This window comes from Specibacter cremeus, assembly GCF_003946885.1.
Lineage (GTDB): Bacteria > Actinomycetota > Actinomycetes > Actinomycetales > Micrococcaceae > Specibacter > Specibacter cremeus.
On sequence record NZ_RWKQ01000035.1, the window covers coordinates 22,785 to 48,256 of the forward strand.

The window sequence follows — 25,472 nt, forward strand, 5'->3', positions numbered from 1 at the left end:
CCCATGGCCGGCCGGACCACCGTGGCGGGGATCGACTCGTCGACGCAGAACTGCAAGATCCTGCACGTGGACGCCGCGACCGGGCGGGTGCTGGACGCTTCCAGCGCCCCGCACCCGGACGGGACGGCCGTGGACCCGGAACGCTGGTGGGAGGCGTACACCGCCGCGGCCCCGGTGTTCGACGGGGTCGCCGCGCTCTCGGTCAGCGCCCAGCAGTACGGCATGGTCGCCTTGGATGCGGCCGGCGAACCGGTGATCGACGCGCTGCTGTGGAACGACACGCGCAGCGCGGACCAGGCGCGCCGGCTCGTGGCCGCAGACGGCGCGGCCACGTGGGCGTCCGCGCTGGGCGTGGTGCCGACGGCGTCGACCACCGTGTCGAAGCTGCTGTGGCTGGCCGAGACCCATCCGGAGCGGGCCGCCCGGGTGCGCCGGGTCCTGTTGCCGCATGACTGGCTCACGTGGCGGATCCTGGGCCCGGACGCCGAGCCGGTCACGGACCGCAGTGACGCCTCCGGCACGGGCTACTACTCGCTGCGCGAGGAGGCGTACCGGGGAGACCTGCTGGCGCGGGCGCTGGGCCACGTGCCGGCGGTGCCGCGCGTGCTGGGGCCGGCGGAGCGGGCCGGGAGCACGGCGGCGGGCGTGGTGGTGGGCGCCGGTTGCGGGGACAACGCCGGGGCCGCGCTGGGGTTGGGCCTGGCCGAGGGCGAGGTGGCCGTCTCGATCGGCACCAGCGCCACGATCTTCGCCCCGCTGCCCGGGCCCGTGCCGGACCCGAGCGGCTACATCGCCTCGCTGGCCGACGCGGCCGGCAAGCACCTGGCGCTGATGTCGGCCATCAACGGCGCGCGGACCATTGTGGCCTCGGCCCGGATGCTCGGCGTCCCGCTGGCCGACTTCGATCGGCTGGCGGGGGCGGGGCCGGCCGACGCCGGGGGACTGATCCTGCTACCGTACCTGGACGGGGAGCACAGGCCGGCGCTGCCGGAGGCGACCGGCACCCTGGCCGGGCTGACCCGGGCCAACATGACGGCCGAGAACGTGGCCCGGGCCACCATCCTGGGCATGCTGTGCGGTCTGTCCGAGTCGCTGGAGATGCTGCGTGCCCGCGGGGTCGCGGCGTCCCGGGTGGTGCTGGTGGGTGGCGGCGCCCGGAGCACGTCGCTGCAGGCCGCGGCGGCCGACGTGCTGGACGCCGAGATCGTGGTGCCGGAGCCGCGCGAGTACGCGGCGCTGGGCGCGGCCCGGCAGGCGGCATGGGCGCTGACCGGCGAGTTGCCGGTGTGGCCGCGCCGGGTCGAGCGGGAGTACCTGCCCTCCACGTCACGGGCGTGGGCCGACGAGGTCAAGGGCCGGTTCACGGTCGCGCGCGAGCGGTACCACTACCCGTAGCCGGCGGCACGCGGTCGTTCGCAGGCGAAACCGACCAACCCTTGCCAACGAGGGAGGCTGTTGGTACCGTTACGTAATCGATTACGTAACGGTGATCACACGGTTTCAATGTTCCACTTATGGTGCAAGTGTGCTCCCACCGTCCTACAAGGAGGTAGCAAGTTGCGTTCAAATTCGTCCCCGCTTGATCGCCGTGGCCATGGTGAGGTCCAGGCATGAGTACCGCATCGATTCCGTCGAGCGCCACCCCGGCGATGTCGGCCGCGCTCCTGCGCAAGATCACGCGCAAGCTGATTCCGTTCCTGGTCATCATTTACCTGGTTGCCTACATCGATCGCAGCAACGTGGGCATCGCCAAGCTGTCCATGCAGGGTGATATCGGACTGTCGAACGCTGCGTATGGTCTAGGCGCCGGGTTGTTCTTCATCGGCTACTTCTTCTTCGAGGTTCCCAGTAACTTGGCCATCGTCAGGTTTGGGCCGCGACGGTGGTTTGCTCGAATCATGATCACCTGGGGCGTCATTCTGATGCTGACGTTCCTGACACAGAACGACTGGTCCTTCTACATGTTCCGATTCCTCTTGGGTGCAGCCGAGGCCGGACTCATGCCTGGCCTAATCTATTACCTGGCGAATTGGTTTCCGTTCCAGCACCGTGCCCGCATGATCGGCCTGCTCATGTTTGGCAATCCGATTGCCGTCATCGTGGGCGCGCCGTTGTCGGCCTGGATCCTCGATTCAACGCATGGATTCTTGAACCTGGCAGGGTGGCAGTGGATGTTCATCCTGACGGGCCTTCCCGCTGTGGTGTTGGCGTTCGTATTGCTCGCCTATCTTCCGGATTCGCCCGCGACCGCCAAGTGGCTGAGCGACGAGGAACGTTCCGCCGTGCTCGCGTCAGTGGCCGGCAGCAATGCGGGAACGACCGAGCATGGCAACCCGCTCAAGGCACTGAAGGACAAACGTGTCTTGTTCCTGAGCGCATTCTGGCTCGCCTTCCCCGTCGCCACCTTGGGCCTGCAACTCTGGCTGCCGACGATCGTGTCCAATTTCGAATCCAGCAAGACCCTGACCGGTTTTATCACGGCGATCCCGTACGTTTTCGTGATCCTGGCACTCTGGTACTGGCCGCGTCGTTCGCAACGGAAGGGCGAGCTGTACTGGCACATGGCGTTGCCCGCACTGCTGGGGGCCGTGGCCTTCATGCTCGTGGGCACCACGCACAATCCGTTCCTACAGATGGGGTTCATCACGGTGGCCGCGGTCGGGCTCATGGCCGGCCAGCCCATCCTCCTCTCCCTCCCCACCAAAGTCCTGTCCGCCTCGACACTCGCGGTCGGCATCGCCTGCGTCAATTCGATCGGAAACCTGGGCGGGTTCATCGGACCGTTCGCGGTCGGCATGATCACGGACGCGACCGGGAGCGTCCTGCCCGCGATGTATTTCCTCGCAGCCTGGCTGGTCTATGCCGCCGGCATGGCACTCGTCGCCAAGCGAGTTCTTGGCGACAGGAGCCCACAAGAACTTCCCGCAGCCGTCGGAGTCACGGTGAGCCCGCGAGGCTCCACGGCGACCAGCAACAGCGAATCGAGGTAGCACACGAACTGATCATGCGTCATTGAACCCGAATCCGACATCGAACAAATTTTCAACGCCAACCAAGGAGAAAACCACCATGGCTGCCCACAACCCTGCTGATTTCCACGGACTATTCCCGGCCGCTCCCACCATCCTGGTCGACGGTGAATCCCTCGACGAGGACGCCCAGCGCCGCCTGTTCCGGGCCAACGCCGACGCCGGCGCATCAGGATTTTGGATGTTCGGCTCCGGCGGTGAGGGGCTGACCCTCGACGACTCCACCCGTCGCCGCGCCCTGGAGATCCTTTTTGATGAACTCGGAAACGACTTTCCGGTCATCGCGGGCATCAGCGCAGACGGGACGAAGCGGACGAAGGAACGATGGGAACCGATCGCCGATCTGCCCGTCAAGGGCGTCTTCGCCGTCCCGCCCATCTACTACGGCTACAGCCAGGAGGAGCTGTACGGCTACTTCGTCTCCCTCATCGAGATGACGGGCAAACCCGTCTTCCCGTATCACAATCCGTTCTTCACCAAGAATCGTCTCTCAATCGACACGATGCTGCGCCTGGCACGCACGGACGGCATCGCGGGCACCAAGGACTCGACCACGCAGATCGCTGAAACGCAGCGGCTCATCTGGGAGACCCCGGACGATTTCATCGTCTTCCAGGGCCAGGAAGAGCTGATCGCGGTGAGCCTGGCCCTCGGCGCCACGTCCATCGTCTCGGTCGTCAGCGCTTCCAACCCTGCCCTTTTTGTGGACCTGATTCAGACGGCCAAGTCGGGTGACCTCGACTCGGCTTGGAAGAAGCAGCGCGAGGTCAACGCCTACTTGGCCGAGATCGGCACTGCAACAGCGGTCAATGAGGGCGAGTTCATCGGCGCGGTCAAGCGGCGTCTGGCTCGGGACGGGTTCGGCTCCGGTCTGCTGACAGCCCCTTGGGTGACGGCATGACCTCGAACGCGGTGCGCACAGCCCTTGACGCCCGCGAGGCGATCTTCGGCACTTTCGTGATGGAATTCGCGACCCCCGGTGTCGCACCCTTGGCGGCGGCCGGCGGCGCCCGCTTCATCTTCTGGGACCTTCAGCACACCGGCTGGCCTTTGGAGAAGATCGCGGCCGGCATGGCCAACACCCGTGGCCTGGACATCGTGCCAGGGGTTCGTGTGCCGGCGCCGGAGCCGTGGCTCATCGGGGCCGCACTCGACCTGGGAGCGAAACTCATCATGGTGCCCGCGGTCGACGACGCCGAAACGGCACGCGCCATCGTCGATGCCGCCCGCTATCCACTGGCTGGGCACCGTGCGGTGACGTTCAACTTCGTCGCGGACAGATACACCCCACCACAGGATGCGGCCGCCGCCTTGCAGGCCGCCAACGATGAGGTCGTCGTCTTCGTCCAGATCGAAACCGCAGAAGGCCTCGCCAACGTCGATGACATTGCCACGGTCGATGGGATCGACGTGCTCTGGGTGGGCGACAACGACCTTGCCGCTTCCCTGGGCGTCCCGGGCGACTTTGACAACCCGATCTACCTTGACGCCTTGGAACGAGTCGCGCAAGCGGCCGCCAAGGCCGGCAAGTACGCCGGATTCACTACCGCGAGCGACGTTGTCGCGGCCGAGATGCTCGATCGGGGCTACCACATCTTGGCATTTGGGAACGACATCAAAATCTTCCAGGCCGCCGTGGCGTCGGGCATCACCGGCTTCACGCGCGCCCTGGAGACACGGATCGCTGCCGCGACAGACACCAACACGACGAATGGAAGGACACCCATCAATGCCTAAGCAAGACTTGAATGGCAAGGTCGCCCTGATCACGGGGGCGAACTCCGGTATCGGCCGAGCCATCGCGGAACGACTCTCGACGAACGGCGTCAAGGTCGCCCTGGCAGCGAGAACCGCCGACAACCTGGGCATCGAGGACTCGTTGTCCCGCTCCGTGGATGTGAGGGACTTGACCGACGTCGAGGCGTTCGCCCACGAGACGGCCGAGCGATTCGGGAGGATCGATATCCTTGTTGCCAACGCCGGCGTCGGCCACATGGGCGAGTTCCTCGGCGTCCCGGCCCAGCGCGTCCAAGAAATGATCGAAACGAACTTCGCCGGCACGGTGAATGCCGTCCGTGCAGCGCTACCGCACCTGCTCAAGAATGACACCGGCGACATCCTGGCCGTCGCTTCCGAAGCCGGTCGAAGGGGGCTGCCCTACGAGGCCGCATACAGCGCCTCGAAGTTCGGACAGGTGGGATTCATCAAGGCCATGGATCATGAACTCCGGTCCAAGGGAATTCGGGCCACGAACCTGTGCCCGGGCGGCGTTGCAACGAATTTCGCCGTCGGTGAGGGACGGGGCCGGGAGGAGGGGTCGCCGGTCCTTGACGCCATGATGCAGGCGGAGGACATCGCGGACCTCGCCGAGTTTGTCCTCACGCGCCCGGCGCGATACCGAATTCTGGAGGTCGCGCTGCGCAGCATGAGCGAATCAAGCTGGGGATAGTCACCGATCCGCTGAGCTGCCGGCCGTGGAGTGCCTGATCACAAGCGTGCACGGGAATCCATCGGTCGGCAGCTCAAGCCGGGTGCCCTCCACCTTGGCCGCCACGGCCTCGGCCAAGTCATCCAACGGCTGCTGAATACTCGTTATCTGGGCGACCGCGGCCAAACGGGTGTTGTCAAAGCCGACAATCGCGACATCCTCGGGAACGGAATACCCGCGCTCGCGCAGCGCCATCTGCATCGACACGGCAATGAGGTCGCTCGTCGTCACCACGGCATCCATGCCATCGGCGTGCCTGTCCAGCCATTCGTGCGGAACTTCATCCGCATCGCCAACCGTTTCACGCAAGATCCGTGTCGAGGCCCCCGGGTCAATGTCCTTGGTGAGTTCCAAGAACCACCGAAGGCGTTCTTCCGAAGTTGAAACGCCGGCGTCATAGCCGGCGAAGGCGAACCGGGTCCGGCCCAACTGGCGCATATGATTCAGCGCCAGTTCCACCGACTGCCTGTGGTTCACGCCCACATAGGCCGCATCGTTTCCGGCCTGACGGTCGACTTGAACCACGGTGACACTTCGCAGGGCTTCCTGGATCGCGGTGCGCGACTCGACTTGGTCCACGGGGCTGATGATCAATGAGTCCACCCGCCGGTCCAGGAGGGCCCTAATCCTCTGGGCCTCCACGCCGACGGAGCCCTGGGAGTCGGCCAGGAGCAGGCCAAGGCCACCAGCCTGGAGTCGCACTTCGATTGCTTGGATCAATGCCGGGAAGAACGGGTTCAGGAGATTTGGGACCAGAAGCCCAACCGTGTCGGTTCGCTGGCTTCGCAAGGATCTGGCAATGGAATTGCCCCTGTACCCGAGCTCGCTTGCCACCCTGAAAATCCGTTGTGTGACGTCCTCCCCAGCCCCGCCCTGCCCTGAGAAGACACGGGAAACGGTAGCCGTGGACACGCCTACGGCATCGGCCACCGTGCGGATGGTGACGCGCTGCTTGTCGTTTCTCATGCCCCTCCCTAGGATTCACAGCCTACCGACTCAATCGATTACGCACATGCTGTGAGGGCGGGATTTTGGAAGTTTGTTCCCTGGTTTTCGAGGCCGGCCCAATCACCTCGGGAATGGCCATCTATCATGGTGCCGTTCTGTCGGGATGGCTACCGGGCGGGTAGGGACTGTCGGATCCAGCGCTCGTTTATCGACGCGAGGTGTCGGGAAGGGGTGTTCTACCGGCGTGTCGGGGCAATTCGAGCGCTGCTTCCGTGGCGCCGGATCGCCTTGGAGCCATCGCCGGAGTGCGGATCGGTGCCGACTTCCCTCGCGAGAGCACAGCCCAGGGACCTGGGCCAATGTCGCAACTGTGGGCTGCCGGACCTTGACAATCGCGTTCGGCCACGCGGCGATCCGCACGAGCGGGGCCCGAGGATGGCTACCCACGCTCGGGAGATTCGCGGATGCGCTGATAGGTGGCGTGGAGAGGCTGGTCGCCGAGGCCGCGGCGCGCTGACGGGGGCCTGTCCTCACAGCGTCGGCGGCCGCCTGCTGGACGCCCGTTCGATGAGATGCGTCGGGATCACCTCGAACCGCGGGTCTCCGTCGTCGCCGGCCAGCCGGTCCAGCACGATCCGGGTGGCGAGCGCCCATGCGGTCGGGATCGTGGGCCACCAGCGTGGCGCCGAGGACGTCGGCCAGGTCGAAGTCGTCGAAGCCGACCAGCGCCTGCAGGGCCCCGATCGTGATGCGGTTGTTCGTCGTGACCAGGGCCGTCGGCGGCAGCGGACCGGACACCAGGTCCAGCACCGCATCCCGCGCGGCGGTGGCGTCGTGCGAGTCGGCCCGCACGAACCTCTCCCCATCAGTGATCCCGGCATCCTGCAACGCAGCCGCGAACCCCGCCGCGCCTTCCACCTGCGTGGAGAGCCGGCGCAGGTCCCCGACCAGGCCGATGCTGGCCCGGGCGTGTCACATACCGGCGAGTAGTATTCAGGGCTGGCAAGGTGGACCCATACCCGTCGTCCAAGGAGGATCCCGTGAACGCTCGAGACAACACCAACCGCCGGCTCAAGGAAGTCCTGGACATCATGGCCGCGGGGTCGTGGGCCGACGAAAAACCGGGCGGCGGGGCCGTGCTGGCCGAGGCCGCTGCCCGGGTGCCCTTCACGCCGGAGGAGGCCGAACTGCTCAGCGGCGGCATCCCGCGCGGTCACAAGACCCTCACCGCGGCCACGGCCCAGCTCGTCAAGGCCGGTTGGATGCTCAAGGGCCGCGGCGGCTGGACCATCACCGAGGACGGGCTGCGGGCCACGGTCGCGTTTCCCACGGTGGCCGAGCTGGCGGCGGCGCTCGCCGCCGGGACGCCCGTGCCGGAGGGCACGCCGCTGCCGGCCAAGCCCGCTGAGGCAAAGACATCAGCCAAGAAGACCCCCCGGAAACCTGCCGCCAAGAAGCCGGCCGCGCGCGCGAAGGCGACGGAGGCACCCGCCGCGGCAGCCGCCGTCGTCCGCGGAGAGCAGCCGGCGTCCGTGGCGATCGCCGGCGACTTCGGCACCCTGCTGGGCGCGCCGGCCGACTGGGAACCGGCGCACGAGCAGGTGCAGATGCGCCTGGACGAGTCGGCCCAAGCCTGGATCCTGACCGCCGAACTGCCATCCGGTTTTTACAAGTACAAGGCGGTGGTGAACGGGTCGTGGCACGAGAATTACGGCGCGTTCGGCGTGCGCGATGGCGCCGACCATGAGTTCGCGCACGACGGCGGTCCGGTCACCTTCCGCTACGACCACGCCACCCACGACGTGCTGCGCGCCTGACCCTCGACGCCCCCGCCGCGGCGGCCTAGGCTGAAGGCAACAGCCGCCCTTCTGCAGGAAGCCCGTCATGGACGCCATCGCGTTGACCGACACCCTGCGCCGGCCATTGCGGGACCTGCGGATCTCCGTGACGGACCGGTGCAACTTCCGCTGCGTGTACTGCATGCCCAAGGAGATCTTCGGCCGCGATTTCGTCTTCATGCCCCGGGACCAGCTGCTCACGTTCGAGGAGATCGCACGGCTGGCCGGCATCGCCGTGGCGCACGGCGTGCACAAGATCCGGCTCACGGGTGGTGAACCGCTGCTGCGCAAGGACCTTGAGGAACTGGTGCGCATGCTGGCCGGGCTGCGAACCCCGGACGGCGAGGCGCCGGATCTGGCCCTGACCACGAACGGCTCCGTGCTGGCGCAAAAGGCGCAGGCGCTCAAGGACGCCGGACTGAACCGGGTGACGGTGTCGCTGGACTCGATCCGGGACGCCACGTTCCAGGCCATGAACGACGTCGCCTACCCGGTGGCCAAGGTGTTGCACGCCATCGACACGGCGCACGAGGCCGGGCTGGGGCCGGTGAAGGTCAACATGGTGGTCAAGCGCGGCCAGAACGACGGCGACATCCTCGCCACGGCCCGGCATTTCCGCGGCACGCCGTACATCCTGCGCTTCATCGAGTACATGGACGTCGGCGCCACGAATGGCTGGAAGATGGACCAGGTGGTGCCGTCCGCCGAGATCCTCGAGCGCATCAACGAAACCTTCCCGCTGGAACCGCTGGCGCCCCAGTACCGTGGCGAGACGTCCCGGCGCTGGCGGTACGCCGACGGGGCGGGCGAGATCGGCGTGATCTCCAGCGTCACCCGGGCGTTCTGCCAGGGCTGCACGCGCGCCCGGCTGTCCGCCGACGGCAAGCTGTTCACGTGCCTGTTCGCCACCTCCGGGACGGACCTGCGGGCATTGCTGCGCGGTGGCGCGTCCGACGACGAGCTCACGGTTGCCCTCCGCGCGCTGTGGGGTGCCCGGACGGATCGGTACTCGGAGCTGCGCAGCTCCCAGACACCGGAACTGGGTGGGGCGTCGCACCGCATCGAGATGTCGTACATCGGCGGCTGACGGTGTACCACTTTTTTTGCCGGTGGTACACTTGACGCATGCCAACCACGCGGCCACGACACCAGATAACGGAAACGGACAAGATCGCTCGCGCACTCGATGAGGCATCGCGCCTGTGGCCCGAACTGCATGGAAATCGGGCAAAGCTTCTGGTCCGGCTCGTGGAAGAGGGCTATTCGGCCGTCGCCTCGCGCCGTCACGATGCGACGTCGGCCAGGCGCGCGGCCCTGGCTGAAATCTCGGGAGCATTGACCGAAGCCTACGGCGAGGGCTACATTGCCGCGCTCCACGCGGAGTGGCCCGCGTGATCGTCCTCGACGCCAGCGTGATCATCGCCCTGCTGGACGGGCAAGACGCATTCCATGAGCAATCGCGGCGGCTGTTGGACGCACTTGCCGGTGAGGAATGGGTGGTGAACGCGATGACGCTGGCCGAAGTCATGGTGGGGCCGGCTCGCGCGGGCCAACTCGAAGCAGTGTCGACGGCCGTGGACCGGATGAACCTGCGGACCGATCCACTGGATGCGGCATCTGTGCCTCGACTCGCGCAACTACGGGCGGCGACGTCCCTGACGGTGCCCGACTGCTGCGTCCTGTTGACGGCTGAAAAGCTCCACTGCGCACTGGCGACGTTCGATCGACGGCTCGCCAAGGCTGCCCGGGCGCGCGGTGTGGAGGTTCACGAGTGATCCGACCCACCCTGCATGGATGTAATCCACATCACTTTCCGGCCCGTTGCCTTTGGCAATGACTGCTGATATACCGAAAAGAGCCCGTTAGTTCACACGCCGCCGTGCGGCAAGCCGCGGGTGCTTGACCACGGAGGCGCCCTGGGTCCGGATCGGCCGGCAACCGCGTTTCATTCCGGAGCCCTGCCGGAAGAAGGTCGCACCGCATGAACAGCAACAAGCCGCCAGTCCAGGACGTCACCGACGCCGACATGCGGGTCACGCACCCGAAGAAATCGGCCGCCGGACTGACCAGCCTCACGGTGTCCATCCCCATGGCCCTGTCCGAGATGGGCCTCGGGCGCACCATCAAGACCCTCGCCGCCATGAACCAGAAGGACGGCTTCGACTGCATGAGCTGCGCCTGGCCGGACCCGCCGGACCGGAAGATCGCCGAATTCTGCGAAAACGGGGCGAAAGCCGTCGCCTGGGAGGCGGACCCGCTGAAGATCCCGTCCACGTTCTGGGCGGAAAACACCGTTTCCTCGCTGCGGGACCGCACCGAATACTGGCTGGGGCAGCAGGGCCGGTTCGTCGAGCCGCTCTACAAGGCCGCTGGCCAGGACCACTACCAGCCGGTGAGCTGGGACGACGCGTTCGGTATCATCGCCAGGGAACTGAACGCGCTGGACTCCCCGAACCAGGCCACGTTCTACACGAGCGGGCGCACCAGCAACGAGGCCGCGTTCGAATACCAGCTGTTCGCCCGCGCGTTCGGCACCAACAACCTGCCCGACTGCTCCAACATGTGCCACGAATCCACCGGTGCCGCCATGGGGGAGACCATCGGCGTGGGCAAGTCCGCCGTCTCCTATACCGACTTCGCCAAGGCCGACCTGATCATCATCATGGGCCAGAACCCGGGCACCTGCCACCCGCGCATGCTCACCGCGCTCGAGGAGGCCAAGCGCGCCGGGGCGTCCATCGTGGCCGTCAACCCGCTGCCGGAGGCCGGGCTCATCAACTTCCGCAACCCGCAACGGCCCCGCGGCCTCGTCGGCAGGGGCACCGACCTGGCCGACCAGTTCCTGCAGATCCGCCTCGCCGGCGACATGGCCCTCCTGCAGGCCGTGTCCAAGCGCGTGTTCGAGGCCGAGGACGCCGCCCCCGGCACCGTCCTGGACCATGCGTTCCTCGATGAGCACTGCCAGGGCCTGGCGGAGTTCAAGGATCACGTCGCCACGCTCGACGAGGCGGAGGTCCTCGCGGCCACCGGGCTGCGGAGCGCGGAGATCGACGAGCTCGCCGCACGGTACCTGAAGGCCGACAAGGTCATCATCACGTGGGCCATGGGCCTGACCCAGCACAAGAAGGCCGTGCCCACCATCAAGGAGATCGTCAACCTGCTGCTGCTGCGCGGCAACATCGGCAAGCCGGGCGCCGGGCCCTCACCCATCCGCGGGCACTCCAACGTGCAGGGCGACCGGACCATGGGCATATGGGAGCAGATGCCACCGGCCTTCCTGGACGGTCTGCAAATGGAATTCGGCTTCGACCCGCCCCGTGAGCCGGGCCTCGACGTCGTCGAGAGCATCCGCGCCATGCGTGACGGAAAACTCAAGGTCCTGTTCGCGCTCGGCGGCAACCTGGTCTCCGCCGTCTCCGACACGTCCGTCGCCGAGGCGGCGCTGCAGAACCTCAAGCTCTCCGTCCAGGTGTCCACGAAACTGAACAGGTCGCACGCGTTCGTGGGGGAGCAGGCGCTCATCCTGCCGACGCTGGGCCGCAGCGAAATCGACCTGCAGGCCGCCGGCCCGCAGTTCGTCACCGTCGAGGACACCGTCTGCGCCGTCCACGCCTCGGCCGGCCGCGTGCAACCCATCTCCGCCACGGCGCTGTCCGAGGTGGCGATCATCAGCCGGCTGGCACGGGCCGTGCTCGGCGATGACCACCCGGTCGACTGGGCCGGCTTCGAGGCCGACTACGACAGCATCAGGGAGCACATCGCCCACGTCTGCGCCGGTTGCGAGGACTACAACGAAAAGGTGCGCCGGCCCGGCGGGTTCGTGCTGCCGCACCCGCCGCGCGACAGCCGCACGTTCCCGACCGCCACCGGCAAGGCCATGATCACGGTCAACGAGCTGGAGACCATCCACGTCCCGGACGGCCGGCTGCTGCTGCAGAGCGTGCGTTCCCACGACCAGTTCAACACGACCATGTACACGCTCAACGACCGGTACCGCGGCGTGAAGAAGGGCCGGCACGTGCTGTTCGTCAACCCCGACGACCTGAAGGAGCTGGGCCTGTCCGACGGCGACTACGTCGACGTGCACGGCGAGGCCGCCGACGGCACCGACCGGGTACTGCGCCAGCAGCGCATCATCAGCTATCCGACGTCGCGCGGCTGCGTCGCCGCCTACTTCCCCGAGGCCAACGTGCTGGTGTCCCTCGACGACACCGCGGAGGTGAGCAACACGCCCGTCTCCAAGTCCGTCGTCGTGCGCCTGGAACGCGCCGAAGCCCCGGCGTTCGCCCACTGACCACCCGGTACGGGCCCAGGAAGGAGGCCCGGCCTACACACTTGCCCGCGGTTCCATCATTCGCACCCAGTGAGTTCACATTGGTTTGTTCACACTGAAAAGGATCATGGACATGAACATGGTGTTTGAGGCCTCGGCATTCGTACCGATCGGCCTCGGGTTTTTCGGTCTCGGCACGGGCTACCTGATCTACGGCCCGCAGGAACTGTTTCACTGGCCCAAGCGGGATGAGGCGGTGGACCGGTCAACCGGTGTTTGGGGCATCTGGATGCCGGGCTTCTGCCAACTGCTGACGGGCATCTACCTGTTCGTCGGCATGACCTGGTTCCAGGTGTTCAAGGCGGCGCCGCTGTACATGGCCGCGCTCGCGTTCTCCGCGTACGGCATCCACTGGTTCGCGCTCGGCTACAACCGCTGGCAGCGCAGCGATCCGCGCCCCAACGCGGGCATGTCCGTGGCCTTCACCGTCATCTCCGTGCTGGGGCTGGTGGTGTTCTTCCTGGCTGGCGACTGGCCCGTCGGGCTGCTGTTCTGCGGGCTGACGCTCATCTATGTCAGCGACTTCTTCCACAGCATCGGCATGGCCTGGGGTGAACGCGCTCTCGGGTTCTGGCACCTGGCCACGGGCCTGTGGCTGATGTACCTGACGTTCGCCACCGGCCTCAACCTGGCCTCGGGCATGCACCTGCCGCTGTAGAGGCGGTGATGGACGACGGCGGCGACTCGCCCACGGCGGGCGGGTCGCCGCCGTCGTCGTCCGGGCTCAGCCGGTCCACTCGCCCATGGCGCAGGCCGCCGCCAGCACGTCCAGGTACGGCGCCAGGTCGAAGCCCTGCGCCGCCACCCACACGTCGTCGTAGTACGTCTGCCCGTACCGGGCGCCGCCGTCGCACAACAGTGTCACGATGCTGCCGGTGCGCCCGGCCGCGCGCATCTCACAGACCAGCCGCAGCGCCGCGTACAGGTTGGTGCCCGTGGACCCGCCGGCACACAGCCCGGTGTGCCGCTGCAGGAACCGGGTCGCGGCCAGCGACGCGGCGTCCGGGACGCCCATCATCCGGTCCACGACGTCCGGCTGGAAGCTGGGCTCCATGCGCGGCCGGCCGATGCCCTCGATCCGCGACCCGCCGCCGGTGGCGCCAGGATCGTGACCGGCCCAGCCGGCCAGGAACGCGGAATTCTCCGGGTCCGCCACGCAGAGGCTGGTGGGGTGGCCCTGGTAGCGGATGTACCGGCCGATCGTCGCGCTCGTCCCGCCGGTGCCGGCGCCCACCACGATCCACTCGGGCAGCGGGTGCCGTTCGGCGCGCAGCTGGGCGAAGATCGACTCGGCGATGTTGTTGTTGCCGCGCCAGTCCGTGGCCCGTTCGGCGAACGTGAACTGGTCCATGTAGTGCCCGCCGAGTTCCGCGGCCAGCCGGCTCGACTCGTCGTAGATCGACACGGCATCGCCCACCAGGTGGCAGTGGCCGCCGTACGCCTCGATGGCGGCGATCTTCTCCGGGCTGGTCCGGCGCGGGATGACGGCCACGAACGGCAGGCCGATGAGCCGGGCAAAGTACGCCTCGCTGATGGCCGTCGACCCGCTGGAGGCCTCCACGATCGTGGACTCCGCATGGATGAGGTCGTTGCACAGCCCGTACAGGAACAGCGACCGCGCCAGCCGGTGCTTGAGGCTGCCGGTCGGGTGCGTGGATTCGTCCTTCAGGTACAGGTCGATGCCCCACTCGGCCGGCAGCGGGAACTGCAACAGGTGCGTGTCGGCGGAGCGGACGCCGTCGGCCTTGACCCGGCGGATGGCCTCGGTCAGCCACGCGCGCTTTGCCGGGTCGGTCCGGTCCACATCGACAAGTCCGACGACGGCGGGCCGGGGTTGCGCCGTCGGCGCGCCGGCGTCGGGGTTGGCGGCGGGGGTGGCTGCACTCATGGCTGCTCCTTGGAAGTGGGCGGGGTCCGGAACCGGCCGGCCCGTGACGATGGAGTTCGTTCCGGACGCTGCCGTTGCGCACGAGTGTGAAGCGTATCAAACCGATCCCACGGTCCCTGGGGTCTTGGGGTCTTGGGGTCTTGGGGTCTTGGGGGCCGCCAGGCGGGCCCGGGGCACGTCCGCCGGCACCTGGGCGCGTGAAAGCCACAGTTCGTCGCGGAGGCCCACCCACGGTGGCACGGAACGGCCGTTGTCGTCTGGCCCACGGGCTACAGTGGTGTGGGCGACACTCGAGGATGGGGGTCGCGACCAAGGGAAGGGCCCGCACGTGCACGATCGAATCCGGAACGCAGGACTGCTGGAACGCCGGATGTCGGCCGAACAGGCGGCCGCGCTGATCAAGCCGGGGATGACGGTGGCGATGAGCGGCTTCACGGGGGCCGGCTACCCGAAGGCGGTGCCGCAGGCGCTGGCAAGCCTGATGGAGGCCGAACACGGAGCCGGGAACGAGTTCCAGATCAAGGTCCTCACCGGCGCGTCCACGGCGCCGGAGCTCGACGGCGTGCTGGCGAAGGTGGGCGGCATGCAGCTGCGCCTGCCCTACATGTCGGACCCGAGCCTGCGCAAGCGAATCAACGACGGCGACCTCGACTACATGGACATCCATCTCAGCCATGTGGCCCAACACGCCTGGTTCGGCTTCTACGGCGACGTGGACGTGGCCGTGATCGAGGTGGTGGGCGTGCTGGAGGACGGCCGGCTCATCCCGTCGTCGTCCGTGGGCAACAACAAGACGTGGCTGGAGATGGCGGACAAGGTCATCATCGAGGTCAACGCGCAGCAGTCGCCCGGGCTGGAGGGCATGCATGACATCTACTACGGCACGGCCCTGCCGCCGCACCGCAAGCCGATCCCGCTGCTGGCCCCGGAGGACCGGATCGGCGTGCCGTACCTGCACGTGGACCCGGACAAGATCATCGCCGTCGTCGAGACGGACGCGCCGGACCGGCTGTCCGCGTTCGCCGCCCCGGACGCGGCCTCCCGGCAGATCGCCGGCCACCTGCTGGACTTCTTCGCCCACGAGATCGACCACGGCCGGTTGACCGGGACATTGCTGCCGCTGCAGTCCGGTGTGGGCAATGTCGCCAACGCCGTGCTGGCGGGCCTGGCCGACGGTGGCTACCGCGGGCTGCGCGCGTTCACCGAGGTCATCCAGGACGGCATGTTGGAGCTGATCAAGAATGGCACGCTGGCGTTCGCATCCGCCACGTCGTTCTCGCTCAGCGAGGCCGGCATCGCCGAATTCAACGCGAACGTCGACTTCTACCGGGAACGGATCGTGCTGCGCCCGCAGGAGATCTCCAACCACCCGGAACTGGTGCGCCGGCTCGGCTGCATCGCCATGAACGGGATGATCGAGGCGGACATCTACGGCAACGTGAACTCCACGCACGTGGCCGGGTCGCACATGATGAACGGCATCGGCGGGTCCGGCGACTTCGCCCGCAATGGCTTCCTGTCCGTGTTCATGTCCCCGAGCACGGCCAAGGGCGGCAGGATCTCCGGGATCGTGCCGATGGCCAGCCACGTGGACCACACCGAGCACGACACCATGGTCATCGTCACCGAGCAGGGCCTGGCGGACCTGCGCGGCCTGGCGCCCAAGCAACGCGCGCGGCTCATCATGGAACGCTGCGCCCACCCGGACTTCCGGCCCATGCTGGAGGACTACTTCGAACGGGCGTCCCGCGAGAGCTACGGCAAGCACACCCCGCACCTGATGGGGGAGGCGTTGTCCTGGCACCAGCGCTACATCGATACGGGGGACATGCGCCCGTAGCGCTTGCCCCCGGCGGGGAGGCGAGAACGCCCGGTCACCCCTCCACGAGGTGGCGGTAGTGGCTGCGGCGGGACGGGGGAATCAGCGACTGCAGAACGAGCGCGGTCTGCGCCCTGATAAACGTCTCGACCGAGTATTTCGGTTCGAAGTGCCAGGCCTTGAGCGCCCACGCGTGGGCGAGCATCATCAGGTCGTAGGTGACCAAATCGGGGTCCGCGCTCCGGATGATGCCGCGTGCCATGCCGGCCTCGACGGCGTCGCGCAGGGGTGCCGACGTCTCGACCTCCAGTTCCTTGATCTGCTCCAGGCCGGCATGGTCGAGGGTACGGCTCTCCCGATAGGTCAGCAGTACGGCGTCCCGGTTCTCGTCGACTATCTCGGTGTACCGGCGGAATCCGGCGGCCAGGCGTTCGACCGGATCGTCCCCCACGGCGTCCATGGCGGGCCGGAGCTGGTCCCGGAACGAGTTGAGGATGTCCAGCACGGCGGCAAGGAGGATCTCCTCCTTGCCGCCAAAATAGGTGTACAGCAACCCGACACTGACCGACGCCTCGTTCGCGAGCGCCTGCATCGACATCTCGTGAAAGCCCGTGCGTTGCATCACGGCGACCGCAGCGTCGAGGACCTGGCGGCGCCGGGCGTCACGGCGCAGGGACCGCACGGCCTCCTCCATCTCGGAAATTGACTCGGCCAGGCTCATCGTCCGCTCCTTTGCCACCTGTCACCATCCGCCCGGCCGCGGTGGCTCAGCCGATGAGGTCGCGGGCGATCAGTTCCTTGAGGATCTCCGTAGTGCCACCATAGATCGTTTGCGCGCGGGCATCGACAAAGGCGCGGGAAATCGGGTATTCCCGCATGTATCCGTAGCCGCCGTACAGTTGCAGGCATCGGTCCGCCACCCGGAACTGGAGTTCGGTGGTCCACCACTTCACGCGGGCGGCCCGGGCGGCGCTCAGTTCACCGGCGAGGTGTTCGCGAACGCAGTCATCGACGTAGGCGCGCGCGGCGTCGAGCTCCGTTGCCAGTTCGGCAATGACCGTGTGCGTCTGTTGGAAATCGCCGATCCGCTGCCCAAACGCCGTCCGTTCACGGATGTACCGCAGCGTCCCGGCCAACACTCCCTCGGCGGCAGCGACGGCCCCCACCGCGAGCGAGAGCCGCTCTTGGGGGAGGTTGTGCACCAGCTGGAAGAAGCCTTCGCCTTCAAGGCCCAGGCGATGCGTCGCCGGGACGCGGGCGTCGCGGAAGCTCAATTCGCTGGTGTCCTGCGCGTGCAGGCCGATCTTGTCCAGATTGCGTCCCCGCGCGAATCCGGGTGTGCCGGCCTCGACGGCGAGCAACGTCAGACCGTGGTGCGGTTCCGGCGAGGTCCGTACGGCAACGACGAACAGGTCGGCATTCTGGCCGTTGGAGATGAAGGTCTTGCTGCCGTTGACAACATAGTGTTCACCGTCCCGCACGGCACTGGTGCGGATGCCGGCCAGGTCGCTGCCGGCGCCCGGCTCGGTCATGGCGATCGCCAGCAGCGATTCGCCGGTGACGACGCGCGGGAGCCATCGGGACTTCTGTTCAGCCCGTGCCAGACCGGTCAGGTACGGCAAGACCACATCGTTTTGCAACGCGAACGCCAGGCCGAGGGCCACGGCCCCGACCCGGTTGGTCTCCTCGATGACAATGGCGTTGTAGCGGAAGTCGTCGACCCCGGGTCCGCCGTATTCTTCCGGTACCGATAGGCCAAGCAGGCCGAGGCTGCCGGCCTGGACAAAGAACGCCCGGTCGATTCGCCGATTTCGTTCCCAGCGGTCCAATTGGGGCACGACGTCGCGGGCAAGGAAGCGGCGCATCATGGCGCGGAACGCGACGTGTTCGGGGCCCTGGTCCAGCATGGCCTGCTCCCGCGTTCTCAGCCGGCCCGCGCCGCGGACGGAAACCGGGGGGCTCGCTTCTCCCGCAGGGCCGCGGCGCCCTCGGCCACATCGGGTCCGAGGAAGGTGAGCATTTCGTAGGCGGCTGACTGGTCGAAGATCGGCCCGGCACTTCGAAGCCAATTGTTCAGTGCCCGCTTCGTCCACCGGATGGCAAGCTGTGATCCGGTGGCCAGTTCGTTCGCGATTCCCAGGGCCGTCTCGAGCACCCGGTCCCGCGGGATGGCCAGGCTCACCAGGCCGATCCTCTCGGCCTCGGCGCCCGTGAGCATCTCGCCGGTCAGCAAGTAGTAGCGTGCCTTCGCCATCCCCACCAGCAGGGGCCAGATCATCGCCGCATGGTCTCCAGCGGCGACGCCGAGCTTCACATGGCCGTCGCCCAGCCGGGCGTCCTCGGCGCAGACGCAGATGTCCGCCAGCAACGCCACGACCAGCCCGGCGCCGACAGCCACCCCGTTGACGGCCGACACAATGGGCTTTTCACAGTTGATGACGTTGTAGGCCAGATCGCTCATCTCCGAGAGCATGTGCGCCACGCGGGCATGGTCCCCAGCCATCCGCTGCACCATGGCCAGATCGCCGCCGGCGCAGAACGCCTTGCCGGCGCCCGTGACGACGGCCACCCGGGTTCCGGGGTCGTCGGACACCTCCCGCCAGACCCGTGCCAATTCGCCGTGCATCCGCTCGTCGGTGGCGTTGTAGGCTGCCGGCCGGTTCAAGGTGACCAGCAGGACGCCGTCATCGTGGCGGGTGAACGCAAGGTGCTTGTACTGGGTGAAATCCATGGCCCCACTGGTCGCTTCCGTGTCATCCTGCCATCGTCAGTCCGCCGCTGACGCTGAGCACCTGGCCGGTCACGAATGACGCCGCGTCGGAGGTGAAGAACAGGGCAGCCGAAGCGACCTCCTCGGGCCGGGCCAGGCGGCGGAACGGCACGGCCCGGATCAGCGCCTCACGGAGTTTCTCCGGCTGCGCGGCGAAGAACGGCGTGTCCGTGGGTCCCGGACAGACGCAGTTGACGGTGATCGCATGCCGGGCCATCTCCCGGGCCAGGGATTTGCTCAAGGCGATGACCCCTCCCTTGGCGCCGGCGTAGACCGCCTCACCCGCGCTGCCGACCCGGCCCGCATCGCTGGCCACGTTGACGATCCTGCCGCCGTGGCCGGCGTCGATCATGCCCGTCAGGAAGGCGCCACAGATGTTGACGGGGCCCAGGAAGTTGATCGCGACGACGGCGTTGATGAAGTCCGCGGTTGCCGCCAGGAACGGTGCCGCGCGGTCCCATCCGGCCGCGTTGACCACGATGTCGGGGCATCCCATCCCAGCCGTGACGCCGTCGCGCAACCCGTCCACGGATGCCCGGTCCGTGACGTCGACCAGGTAGGGGGTGATCAGGTTCGGCGCGGTCGCGGCCGTCGCCTCGGCCGCGGGCAGGTTGAGGTCGGCCGCCGCGACCCGGCAGCCGCCGGCGGCCAGGCCCGTGGCGATGGCCCGGCCGATCCCGGACCCGGCGCCTGTGACAAGGGCGACATGCGGCATGACCCACCACCCGGCAGACTGACGATTGATTCATTCACTATGAATTATCGTTCATTTTAGCGGCGGGTTCAAGAGCCGGCCGTTCTGCGCACGGTACGGGTTGCTACGCTGCGCAGGAGGCCACACTGCGCAATGTTCGGCCCCGAACGGTGCGCAGAACGGCGGGCAGTTCCACGCTTCCGGCGCGGCCAGCCCGAGCAGCGCGGTCTCCGCGAACGAGTTTGTCGGTGGGTGGGTGTTCCATGAAGATATGGGTATTCCGGGTGGCTCCGGGGGACGGGGCAGAGGATCCAGCGGCAGTGGATCGAACGGTGAGGGTGTCGGCACGCCGCGAGGTGTGGCGGCGGTCGTGGCCGCGGTGAGTGTGCCGGTGGTTTCCCGGTTTGACCCGGTGGCCGAGCGCCGCCGGGGCGAGTCGGTGGTGGCGACGGCGCGGGCGGCCCGTGATGACGCGGTGGAGGCGTTGGCGGCGGTGGCCCGGCTGGAGGCGCAGGTGGCGGCGTGCAGGGCGGCCGTGGTGGAGCGTTTGGATGCCGTGGCCCGGGTGGAGGCGGCGGTGGCGTGCGCGGGTTTACGCACTGGTGGACGCACAGAAGACAAGACAATGGGTTCTCGAACCCATCAACGTGCAGGCACTCGCGTGCAGGGACAGGCGACTTCACTGGCATGAGGCCAGGGGTGCGGGGAGCCTGAGGGCTGTTTTGTGACGCCGCGTGACCCCGCGTGACCTAGGGTTTCCGGGCGATTGAAGGCGCCCGGCGGCTTCCCTAGCGTTGTCGCATGACCACTTTGGGACTGCCCGCCACGACGTATCGCCGGACGCGCACCACCACGCGGCGATGTCGCGCAGCCTGACCACTGCCCGCATCCGCCGAACCCCAAGGACCCCCCATGCCCCAGCACAACCCAGACAATGAACCCCTGGCCACCACCCGCATCGTCGCCGGCCAGAAACCGCAGCGCCCGACCAAGGCCCGCAAACGCGGACTGGAGATCGCCGCCGTCGCCGGCCTCGTGGTGCTCATCGGCGCCGGTGCCGCCGTCGCCTCGGTCACCTCGCAATCGCACGACGCCGTGGCGGCGCAACCCACGCCGGCAGCGAGCCTGAGGCTGGGCTACTTCGGCAACGTCACCCACGCCCCCGCCCTCGTCGGGCTGCAGGAGGGCCTCTTCGCCAAGGCATTGGGCGGCACGACGCTGAGCACGGAGGTGTTCAACGCCGGCCCGGCCGCCATCGAGGCGCTGAACGCCGGCGCCATCGACGCCGCCTACGTCGGGCCCAACCCGGCCATCAACTCCTACGTCAAGAGCCACGGCGACTCGATCCGCATCGTCGCCGGTGCCACCGCCGGCGGCGCCCAGCTCGTCGTCAAGCCGACCATCACCACGGCCGCGCAGCTCTTGGGCAAGGTGCTCGCCTCCCCGCAGCTCGGCGGCACCCAGGACGTGGCGCTGCGCTCCTGGCTGGCCGACCAGGGTTTCAAGACCACCCCCGGCGGCGGGGGAGACGTCACCATCAACCCCACCGACAACGCCCAGACACTGCGCCTGTTCCAGGACGGCAAGCTCGACGGCGCCTGGCTTCCGGAACCGTGGGCGTCCCGCCTCGTGCTGCAGGCCGGGGCCAAGGTCCTGGTCAACGAGGGGGACCTGTGGGCGAAGGGCCAGTTCAGCACCACCGTGCTGATCGTGAACAAGTCCTACCTGGACGCCCACCCGCAGACCGTCCAGGCGCTGCTGGCCGGCCACGTTCAGGCCGTCACCTGGCTGAACACGCACCAGGACCAGACCGCGAAGGTCATCAACGCCGGCCTCGCCACGGCCGCCGGCAAGCCGCTGGCGGATAATGTGATCGCCCGCTCGCTGACCGAACTGAAGTTCTCCGCCGACCCGCTCGCCGTCACGTTCCCGACCCTGTTGGCGCACGGGGTCAAGGCCGGCGTCACGAAACAGGCCGACATAAACGGCATCTTCGACCTGACCCCGCTGAACGCGGCGCTGCGCCAGGCCGGGCAGCCCACGGTGAACGCGGCCGGGCTGGGGACGAACTAGTGAGCGCCCCCGCAGCCCAGGCCGCGACAGCGGCAAATCCAGCCCAGGCCGCCCCCACCCGTGCTGCGGCCGGCGACGCGCGCCGGGCACCCGCCGTCGTGCTCGACTCGGTGGGCAAGCGCTTCGGCGCGGGCGCGCCCGTGCTCGACGGCGTCAACGCGACCATCCGGCAGGGCGAGTTCGTGGCGCTGCTGGGCGCGTCGGGCTGCGGGAAATCGACCCTGCTGAACATCATCGCCGGGCTGGACACGCCCACCGCGGGGGCGCTCGAGGTGCCCGCGGACGGCGCCGCGTTCATGTTCCAGGACTCCGCGCTGTTCCCGTGGCGCAGCGCCCGGGGCAACATCGAGCTGGCGCTGAAGCTGCGCGGGCTCGACAAGTCGCAACGGCGCGAACGGGCCGACGAACTGCTGGACCTGGTGCACCTGGGCCACGCGGCGGACAAGCGCCCGCACGAATTGTCCGGCGGGATGCGCCAGCGCGTGGCCCTGGCGCGGTCGTTGGCGCAGGAGAAGCCGCTGCTGCTCATGGACGAACCGTTCGCCGCGCTCGACGCGATCACCCGCGACCTGCTGCACGACGAACTGGAACGGGTGTGGCGCGAAACCGGGCGGACCATCATCTTCGTCACGCACAACGTGCGCGAGGCCGTCCGGCTCGGCCAGCGCGTCCTGCTGCTGTCCTCCCGGCCCGGCCGCGTCGTGGCCGAATGGGACGTCAGCGAGGCACACCGGACCAATGCGGGCGCCGCCGGCGAGCTGACGGCCGCCATCACCGCCAGACTGCGCGAGGAGATCCGCCGCCATGCCTGAAACAGCACTGCCTCAAACAGCACTGCCTGAAACAGCACTGCCTCAAACCATCACGGCCCCGGCCCTGAAGAGCGGCACGCCTGAGGAGCTGCGCTCGCTGGAGGCCGGGCTCGATTCGCTGCAATCCGACGCGGGTGTTCGCCGCGGCATCGAATGGTCGCGTCTGCTGCTGCCGCTGGGCGCCCTCGTGGTGCTCGTGCTGGCCTGGCAGCTGTACGTGTCCCTGGGCTTCCGGCGCCGCGACCTGGTGCCCGGTCCGCTGGACGTGTTCGGTTCGCTCGGCACCCTGTGGGACGAGGGCAAGATCCAGGAGGCCGTCCTCACGTCGCTGCAGCGCGGACTGATCGGCTTCGCCATCAGCGTCGCCGTGGCCACACCCATCGGGTTGCTGCTGGCCCAGGCGAAACCGCTGCGCCGGGCGTTCGGGCCGCTGATCTCCGGGTTGCAGGTGCTGCCATCGGTCGCGTGGGTGCCGGCCGCCATCATCTGGTTCGGGCTCACCGACGCCACCGTGTTCTTCGTGGTGCTCATGGGCGCCATCCCATCCATCATCAACGGGCTGATCGCCGGCGTCGACCAGATCCCGCCGCAATACCGGCGCGTCGGCCACGTGCTCGGCGCGTCCCGGCTCGAGATGGCCCTGCACGTGGTGCTGCCCGCCGCATTGCCCGGCTACGTGGCCGGCCTCAAGCAGGGCTGGGCGTTCTCATGGCGTTCGCTCATGGCGGCGGAGATCATCGTCATCGGCGGCACGCTCGGGTTCGGCCTGGGCTCGCTGCTCGAACAGGGTCGCCAACTGGCCGACATGGGCATGGTCATGTCCGCGATCCTGACCATCCTGTTCGTCGGCATCGCGGTGGAACTGCTGGTCTTCGCCCCGGTCGAGAAGCGCCTGCTGCGCGGCCGCGGCCTGCTCGCCGGCAGCACGCGCTGACGGTGACCGCCGAATGTGTCCCCGCATGACGCCGCGTGAACCGGTGTTGCGGGGTCATTGATCGCGGCAACACCCCCTACCTAAGGTTTTTTCATGGCAATTGTGGATCTGTACCCGACGTCGCTGCGGCTGCTCGGCCGGCCCACCCTCGTGGTGGGCGGCGGCCGTGTCGCGGCCCGGCGTGCCCGCGGCCTGCTCGACGCCGGCGCGCGCGTCACGCTGGTGGCGCCGGAGCTCTCCGCCGAGGCGCGTGAGCTGCTCGGCCTGCTGGCCTGGCGGCAGCGCGAATACGAGCCGGGCGACCTCGACGTGCCCTGGTTCGTCGTCACGGCCACCGGCTCCGCGGACGTGGACAACCGTGTCGCCGCCGACGCCGAGGCCCGCCGCCTGTGGTGCGTGAACGCCGCCGACGCGGACGGCTCCACCGCCTGGACGCCCGCCGTCGCCACGGTGGATGACGTGAAGATCGCCGTCAACGCCGGCGGGGACCCGCGCCGTGCCATCGCCATCCGCAACGCCGTCGCCCTTTCCCTGGAGACAGGCGAGCTGCCGGTGCGGCGGAGCAAGCCGGTGATTGAGGCTGGGGAAATCCGGGGTCTCGACGGGCTCGACCACCGGGGTCTCGACGGGCTCGACCACCGGGGTCTCGACGGGCTCGACCACCGGGGTCTCGACGGGCTCGACCACCGGGGATCCGTCGCACTGGTCGGCGGCGGGCCCGGCGACCCGGAATTGATCACCGTGCGCGGCCGGCGGCTGCTGGCCCAGGCCGACGTCGTGGTCGCCGACCGGCTCGGCCCCCGCGACCTGCTGGCCGGGCTGGACCCGGACGTGCGCGTCATCGAGGTCGGCAAGACGCCCGGCCACCACCCCGTCCCGCAACAGGAGATCAACGAGATCCTGGTCCGCGAGGCCCGGGCCGGCAACCGCGTGGTCCGGCTCAAGGGCGGGGACCCGTACGTGCTCGGCCGCGGCGGTGAGGAGGCGATCTTCTGCCGCGCGAACGGCGTGGACGTCGAGGTGGTCCCCGGCGTCACGTCCGCCGTGTCCGTCCCGGCCGCCGCCGGCATCCCCGTCACGCACCGCGGCCTGGCCAAGGCGTTCACGCTGATCAGCGGCCATGAGGAACTTGAACACGTCCCGTCTGGCAGCGACCACACGGTGGTGCTGCTCATGGGCGTCGGCACACTGAACCGGTCCATGCCCATCCTGGCGGCGGCCGGGCGCGGCGCTGACTGCCCCGTCGCCATCATCGAGAACGGGTTCGCGCCCGACCAGCGCGTCACGATCGGCACCCTCGGGACCATCGTGGCGCAGGCCCAGGCGGCGCGCGTGCGCAACCCGGCCGTCGTCGTCGTCGGCGACGTGGTGCGCGTGAGCCCGCTGGCGCCGCCGGAACTGGCCACCGGGTACTACGGCACCCGGGAAACCGTCAGCCAACTGCCCTAGAATTGTCCAAACCCCCTTTTCCCATGACAGAAATGAGCACACCCGTGTCCACTGCCATCCCCACCCCTGTTGGAGCCACTGTTGGATCCGCCGAGCGCCCCCTGCGTGTGGCCGTTATTGGTTCGGGTCCGGCGGGGGTGTATGCCGCGGACCTGTTGACGAAGTCGCAGGAGGTGGCGGATGGGTTGTCGGTGAGTATTGACCTGTTTGACCGGTATCCGGCGCCGTATGGGTTGATCCGGTATGGGGTGGCGCCGGATCATCCGCGGATCAAGGGGATCGTGGGCGCGTTGCACAAGGTGTTGGACCGGGGTGATATCCGGTTTTTCGGCAATGTGGCGTACGGGGTGGATTTGTCGTTGGCGGATTTGCGGGCCCACTATGATGCGGTGGTCTT

At 68.1% G+C, this 25,472-nt stretch carries 24 protein-coding genes and 1 pseudogene; 18 read left to right on the plus strand and 7 right to left on the minus strand.

Translation table 11 applies throughout. The features are described 5' to 3' along the window. The first annotated feature begins 3 nt into the window (after positions 1 to 3). The 5 genes from EJC77_RS13765 (at position 4) to EJC77_RS13785 (ending at position 5,478) form a co-directional block, all read left to right on the plus strand. Positions 4 to 1,395, plus strand: coding sequence for an FGGY family carbohydrate kinase (locus tag EJC77_RS13765; RefSeq protein WP_125613626.1), 1,392 nt, complete (start codon positions 4 to 6; stop codon positions 1,393 to 1,395). A 215-nt stretch (positions 1,396 to 1,610) separates the two neighbouring features. Beyond that, positions 1,611 to 2,990, plus strand: coding sequence for an MFS transporter (locus EJC77_RS13770; RefSeq protein WP_125613628.1), 1,380 nt, complete (start codon positions 1,611 to 1,613; stop codon positions 2,988 to 2,990). Positions 2,991 to 3,069: 79 nt separating this feature from the next. Next, entirely contained in the window at positions 3,070 to 3,930 is an 861-nt protein-coding gene (locus tag EJC77_RS13775) for a dihydrodipicolinate synthase family protein (protein ID WP_125613631.1), read from the plus strand. A gap of 89 nt (positions 3,931 to 4,019) precedes the next feature. After that, entirely contained in the window at positions 4,020 to 4,766 is a 747-nt protein-coding gene (locus EJC77_RS13780) for an HpcH/HpaI aldolase family protein (RefSeq protein WP_205787320.1), read from the plus strand. Next, entirely contained in the window at positions 4,759 to 5,478 is a 720-nt protein-coding gene (locus EJC77_RS13785; RefSeq protein ID WP_125613637.1) for an SDR family oxidoreductase, read from the plus strand. Before EJC77_RS13780 ends, EJC77_RS13785 begins: the two co-directional genes overlap by 8 nt. On the opposite strand, the gene EJC77_RS13790 is transcribed toward EJC77_RS13785, so the two are convergent. Beyond that, the gene (locus EJC77_RS13790) at positions 5,479 to 6,483 is read right to left on the minus strand and encodes a LacI family DNA-binding transcriptional regulator (RefSeq protein WP_125613640.1); all 1,005 of its coding nucleotides are present in this window, start codon (positions 6,481 to 6,483) and stop codon (positions 5,479 to 5,481) included. Between the two features lie 102 nt (positions 6,484 to 6,585). After that, positions 6,586 to 7,383 carry a type 1 periplasmic-binding domain-containing protein gene (locus EJC77_RS21595; RefSeq protein WP_164520421.1) on the minus strand — a complete coding sequence of 266 codons (798 nt, stop codon included), beginning with the start codon at positions 7,381 to 7,383 and terminating at the stop codon, positions 6,586 to 6,588. 173 nt (positions 7,384 to 7,556) lie between these two features. On the opposite strand from EJC77_RS21595, the gene EJC77_RS13800 reads away from it, so the two are divergent. The 6 genes from EJC77_RS13800 (at position 7,557) to EJC77_RS13825 (ending at position 13,294) form a co-directional block, all read left to right on the plus strand. Then, complete coding sequence (locus tag EJC77_RS13800) at positions 7,557 to 8,282, plus strand: pullulanase X25 domain-containing protein (protein WP_125613705.1); 726 nt, start codon at positions 7,557 to 7,559, stop codon at positions 8,280 to 8,282. 67 nt (positions 8,283 to 8,349) lie between these two features. Next, on the plus strand, positions 8,350 to 9,390 hold the full coding sequence (gene moaA, locus EJC77_RS13805; protein ID WP_125613642.1) for a GTP 3',8-cyclase MoaA: 1,041 nt from the start codon (positions 8,350 to 8,352) through the stop codon (positions 9,388 to 9,390). Positions 9,391 to 9,428: 38 nt separating this feature from the next. Further along, positions 9,429 to 9,698, plus strand: coding sequence for a hypothetical protein (locus EJC77_RS13810; protein WP_125613645.1), 270 nt, complete (start codon positions 9,429 to 9,431; stop codon positions 9,696 to 9,698). Beyond that, the gene (locus EJC77_RS13815) at positions 9,695 to 10,078 is read left to right on the plus strand and encodes a type II toxin-antitoxin system VapC family toxin (protein WP_164520422.1); all 384 of its coding nucleotides are present in this window, start codon (positions 9,695 to 9,697) and stop codon (positions 10,076 to 10,078) included. The genes EJC77_RS13810 and EJC77_RS13815 overlap by 4 nt, the downstream gene beginning before the upstream one ends. A 206-nt stretch (positions 10,079 to 10,284) precedes the next feature. Further along, entirely contained in the window at positions 10,285 to 12,597 is a 2,313-nt protein-coding gene (locus EJC77_RS13820; protein ID WP_125613651.1) for an FdhF/YdeP family oxidoreductase, read from the plus strand. 112 nt (positions 12,598 to 12,709) lie between these two features. Further along, on the plus strand, positions 12,710 to 13,294 hold the full coding sequence (locus EJC77_RS13825) for a hypothetical protein (RefSeq protein WP_205787322.1): 585 nt from the start codon (positions 12,710 to 12,712) through the stop codon (positions 13,292 to 13,294). A gap of 66 nt (positions 13,295 to 13,360) precedes the next feature. Here EJC77_RS13825 and EJC77_RS13830 read toward each other — a convergent pair whose 3' ends face one another. Next, a complete protein-coding gene (locus EJC77_RS13830; RefSeq protein ID WP_125613654.1) occupies positions 13,361 to 14,524 on the minus strand; it encodes a PLP-dependent cysteine synthase family protein in 1,164 nt (387 codons plus the stop codon). A gap of 328 nt (positions 14,525 to 14,852) precedes the next feature. On the opposite strand from EJC77_RS13830, the gene EJC77_RS13835 reads away from it, so the two are divergent. Next, complete coding sequence (locus EJC77_RS13835; RefSeq protein ID WP_125613657.1) at positions 14,853 to 16,364, plus strand: acetyl-CoA hydrolase/transferase family protein; 1,512 nt, start codon at positions 14,853 to 14,855, stop codon at positions 16,362 to 16,364. Positions 16,365 to 16,398: 34 nt separating this feature from the next. On the opposite strand, the gene EJC77_RS13840 is transcribed toward EJC77_RS13835, so the two are convergent. Genes EJC77_RS13840 through EJC77_RS13855 form a run of 4 tightly spaced genes read right to left on the minus strand, consistent with a single transcriptional unit; the run spans position 16,399 to position 19,828 of the window. After that, positions 16,399 to 17,064 carry a TetR/AcrR family transcriptional regulator gene (locus tag EJC77_RS13840; protein ID WP_125613660.1) on the minus strand — a complete coding sequence of 222 codons (666 nt, stop codon included), beginning with the start codon at positions 17,062 to 17,064 and terminating at the stop codon, positions 16,399 to 16,401. Between the two features lie 46 nt (positions 17,065 to 17,110). Further along, positions 17,111 to 18,250 carry an acyl-CoA dehydrogenase family protein gene (locus tag EJC77_RS13845; RefSeq protein WP_125613663.1) on the minus strand — a complete coding sequence of 380 codons (1,140 nt, stop codon included), beginning with the start codon at positions 18,248 to 18,250 and terminating at the stop codon, positions 17,111 to 17,113. A 17-nt stretch (positions 18,251 to 18,267) separates the two neighbouring features. Beyond that, a complete protein-coding gene (locus EJC77_RS13850; protein WP_125613666.1) occupies positions 18,268 to 19,074 on the minus strand; it encodes an enoyl-CoA hydratase/isomerase family protein in 807 nt (268 codons plus the stop codon). A gap of 22 nt (positions 19,075 to 19,096) precedes the next feature. Next, positions 19,097 to 19,828, minus strand: coding sequence for an SDR family NAD(P)-dependent oxidoreductase (locus tag EJC77_RS13855; protein ID WP_125613669.1), 732 nt, complete (start codon positions 19,826 to 19,828; stop codon positions 19,097 to 19,099). Between the two features lie 349 nt (positions 19,829 to 20,177). Here EJC77_RS13855 and EJC77_RS20755 point away from each other — a divergent pair, with 349 nt between their 5' ends. The 6 genes and pseudogenes from EJC77_RS20755 to EJC77_RS13885 all read left to right on the plus strand — a co-directional run. After that, positions 20,178 to 20,498, plus strand: coding sequence for a hypothetical protein (locus tag EJC77_RS20755; RefSeq protein WP_205787324.1), 321 nt, complete (start codon positions 20,178 to 20,180; stop codon positions 20,496 to 20,498). Positions 20,499 to 20,719: 221 nt separating this feature from the next. Further along, on the plus strand, positions 20,720 to 21,880 hold the full coding sequence (locus EJC77_RS13865; RefSeq protein ID WP_125613672.1) for an ABC transporter substrate-binding protein: 1,161 nt from the start codon (positions 20,720 to 20,722) through the stop codon (positions 21,878 to 21,880). A 98-nt stretch (positions 21,881 to 21,978) separates the two neighbouring features. Further along, entirely contained in the window at positions 21,979 to 22,692 is a 714-nt protein-coding gene (locus EJC77_RS13870) for an ABC transporter ATP-binding protein (RefSeq protein ID WP_125613711.1), read from the plus strand. Continuing rightward, positions 22,685 to 23,626 carry an ABC transporter permease gene (locus EJC77_RS13875; protein ID WP_125613675.1) on the plus strand — a complete coding sequence of 314 codons (942 nt, stop codon included), beginning with the start codon at positions 22,685 to 22,687 and terminating at the stop codon, positions 23,624 to 23,626. Before EJC77_RS13870 ends, EJC77_RS13875 begins: the two co-directional genes overlap by 8 nt. A 93-nt stretch (positions 23,627 to 23,719) precedes the next feature. After that, positions 23,720 to 25,075: a uroporphyrinogen-III C-methyltransferase gene (gene cobA / locus EJC77_RS13880; RefSeq protein WP_125613679.1), complete on the plus strand. Its 1,356-nt coding sequence runs from the start codon at positions 23,720 to 23,722 to the stop codon at positions 25,073 to 25,075. Between the two features lie 32 nt (positions 25,076 to 25,107). Then, positions 25,108 to 25,472: pseudogene (locus EJC77_RS13885) on the plus strand (pyridine nucleotide-disulfide oxidoreductase); the annotation flags it as partial.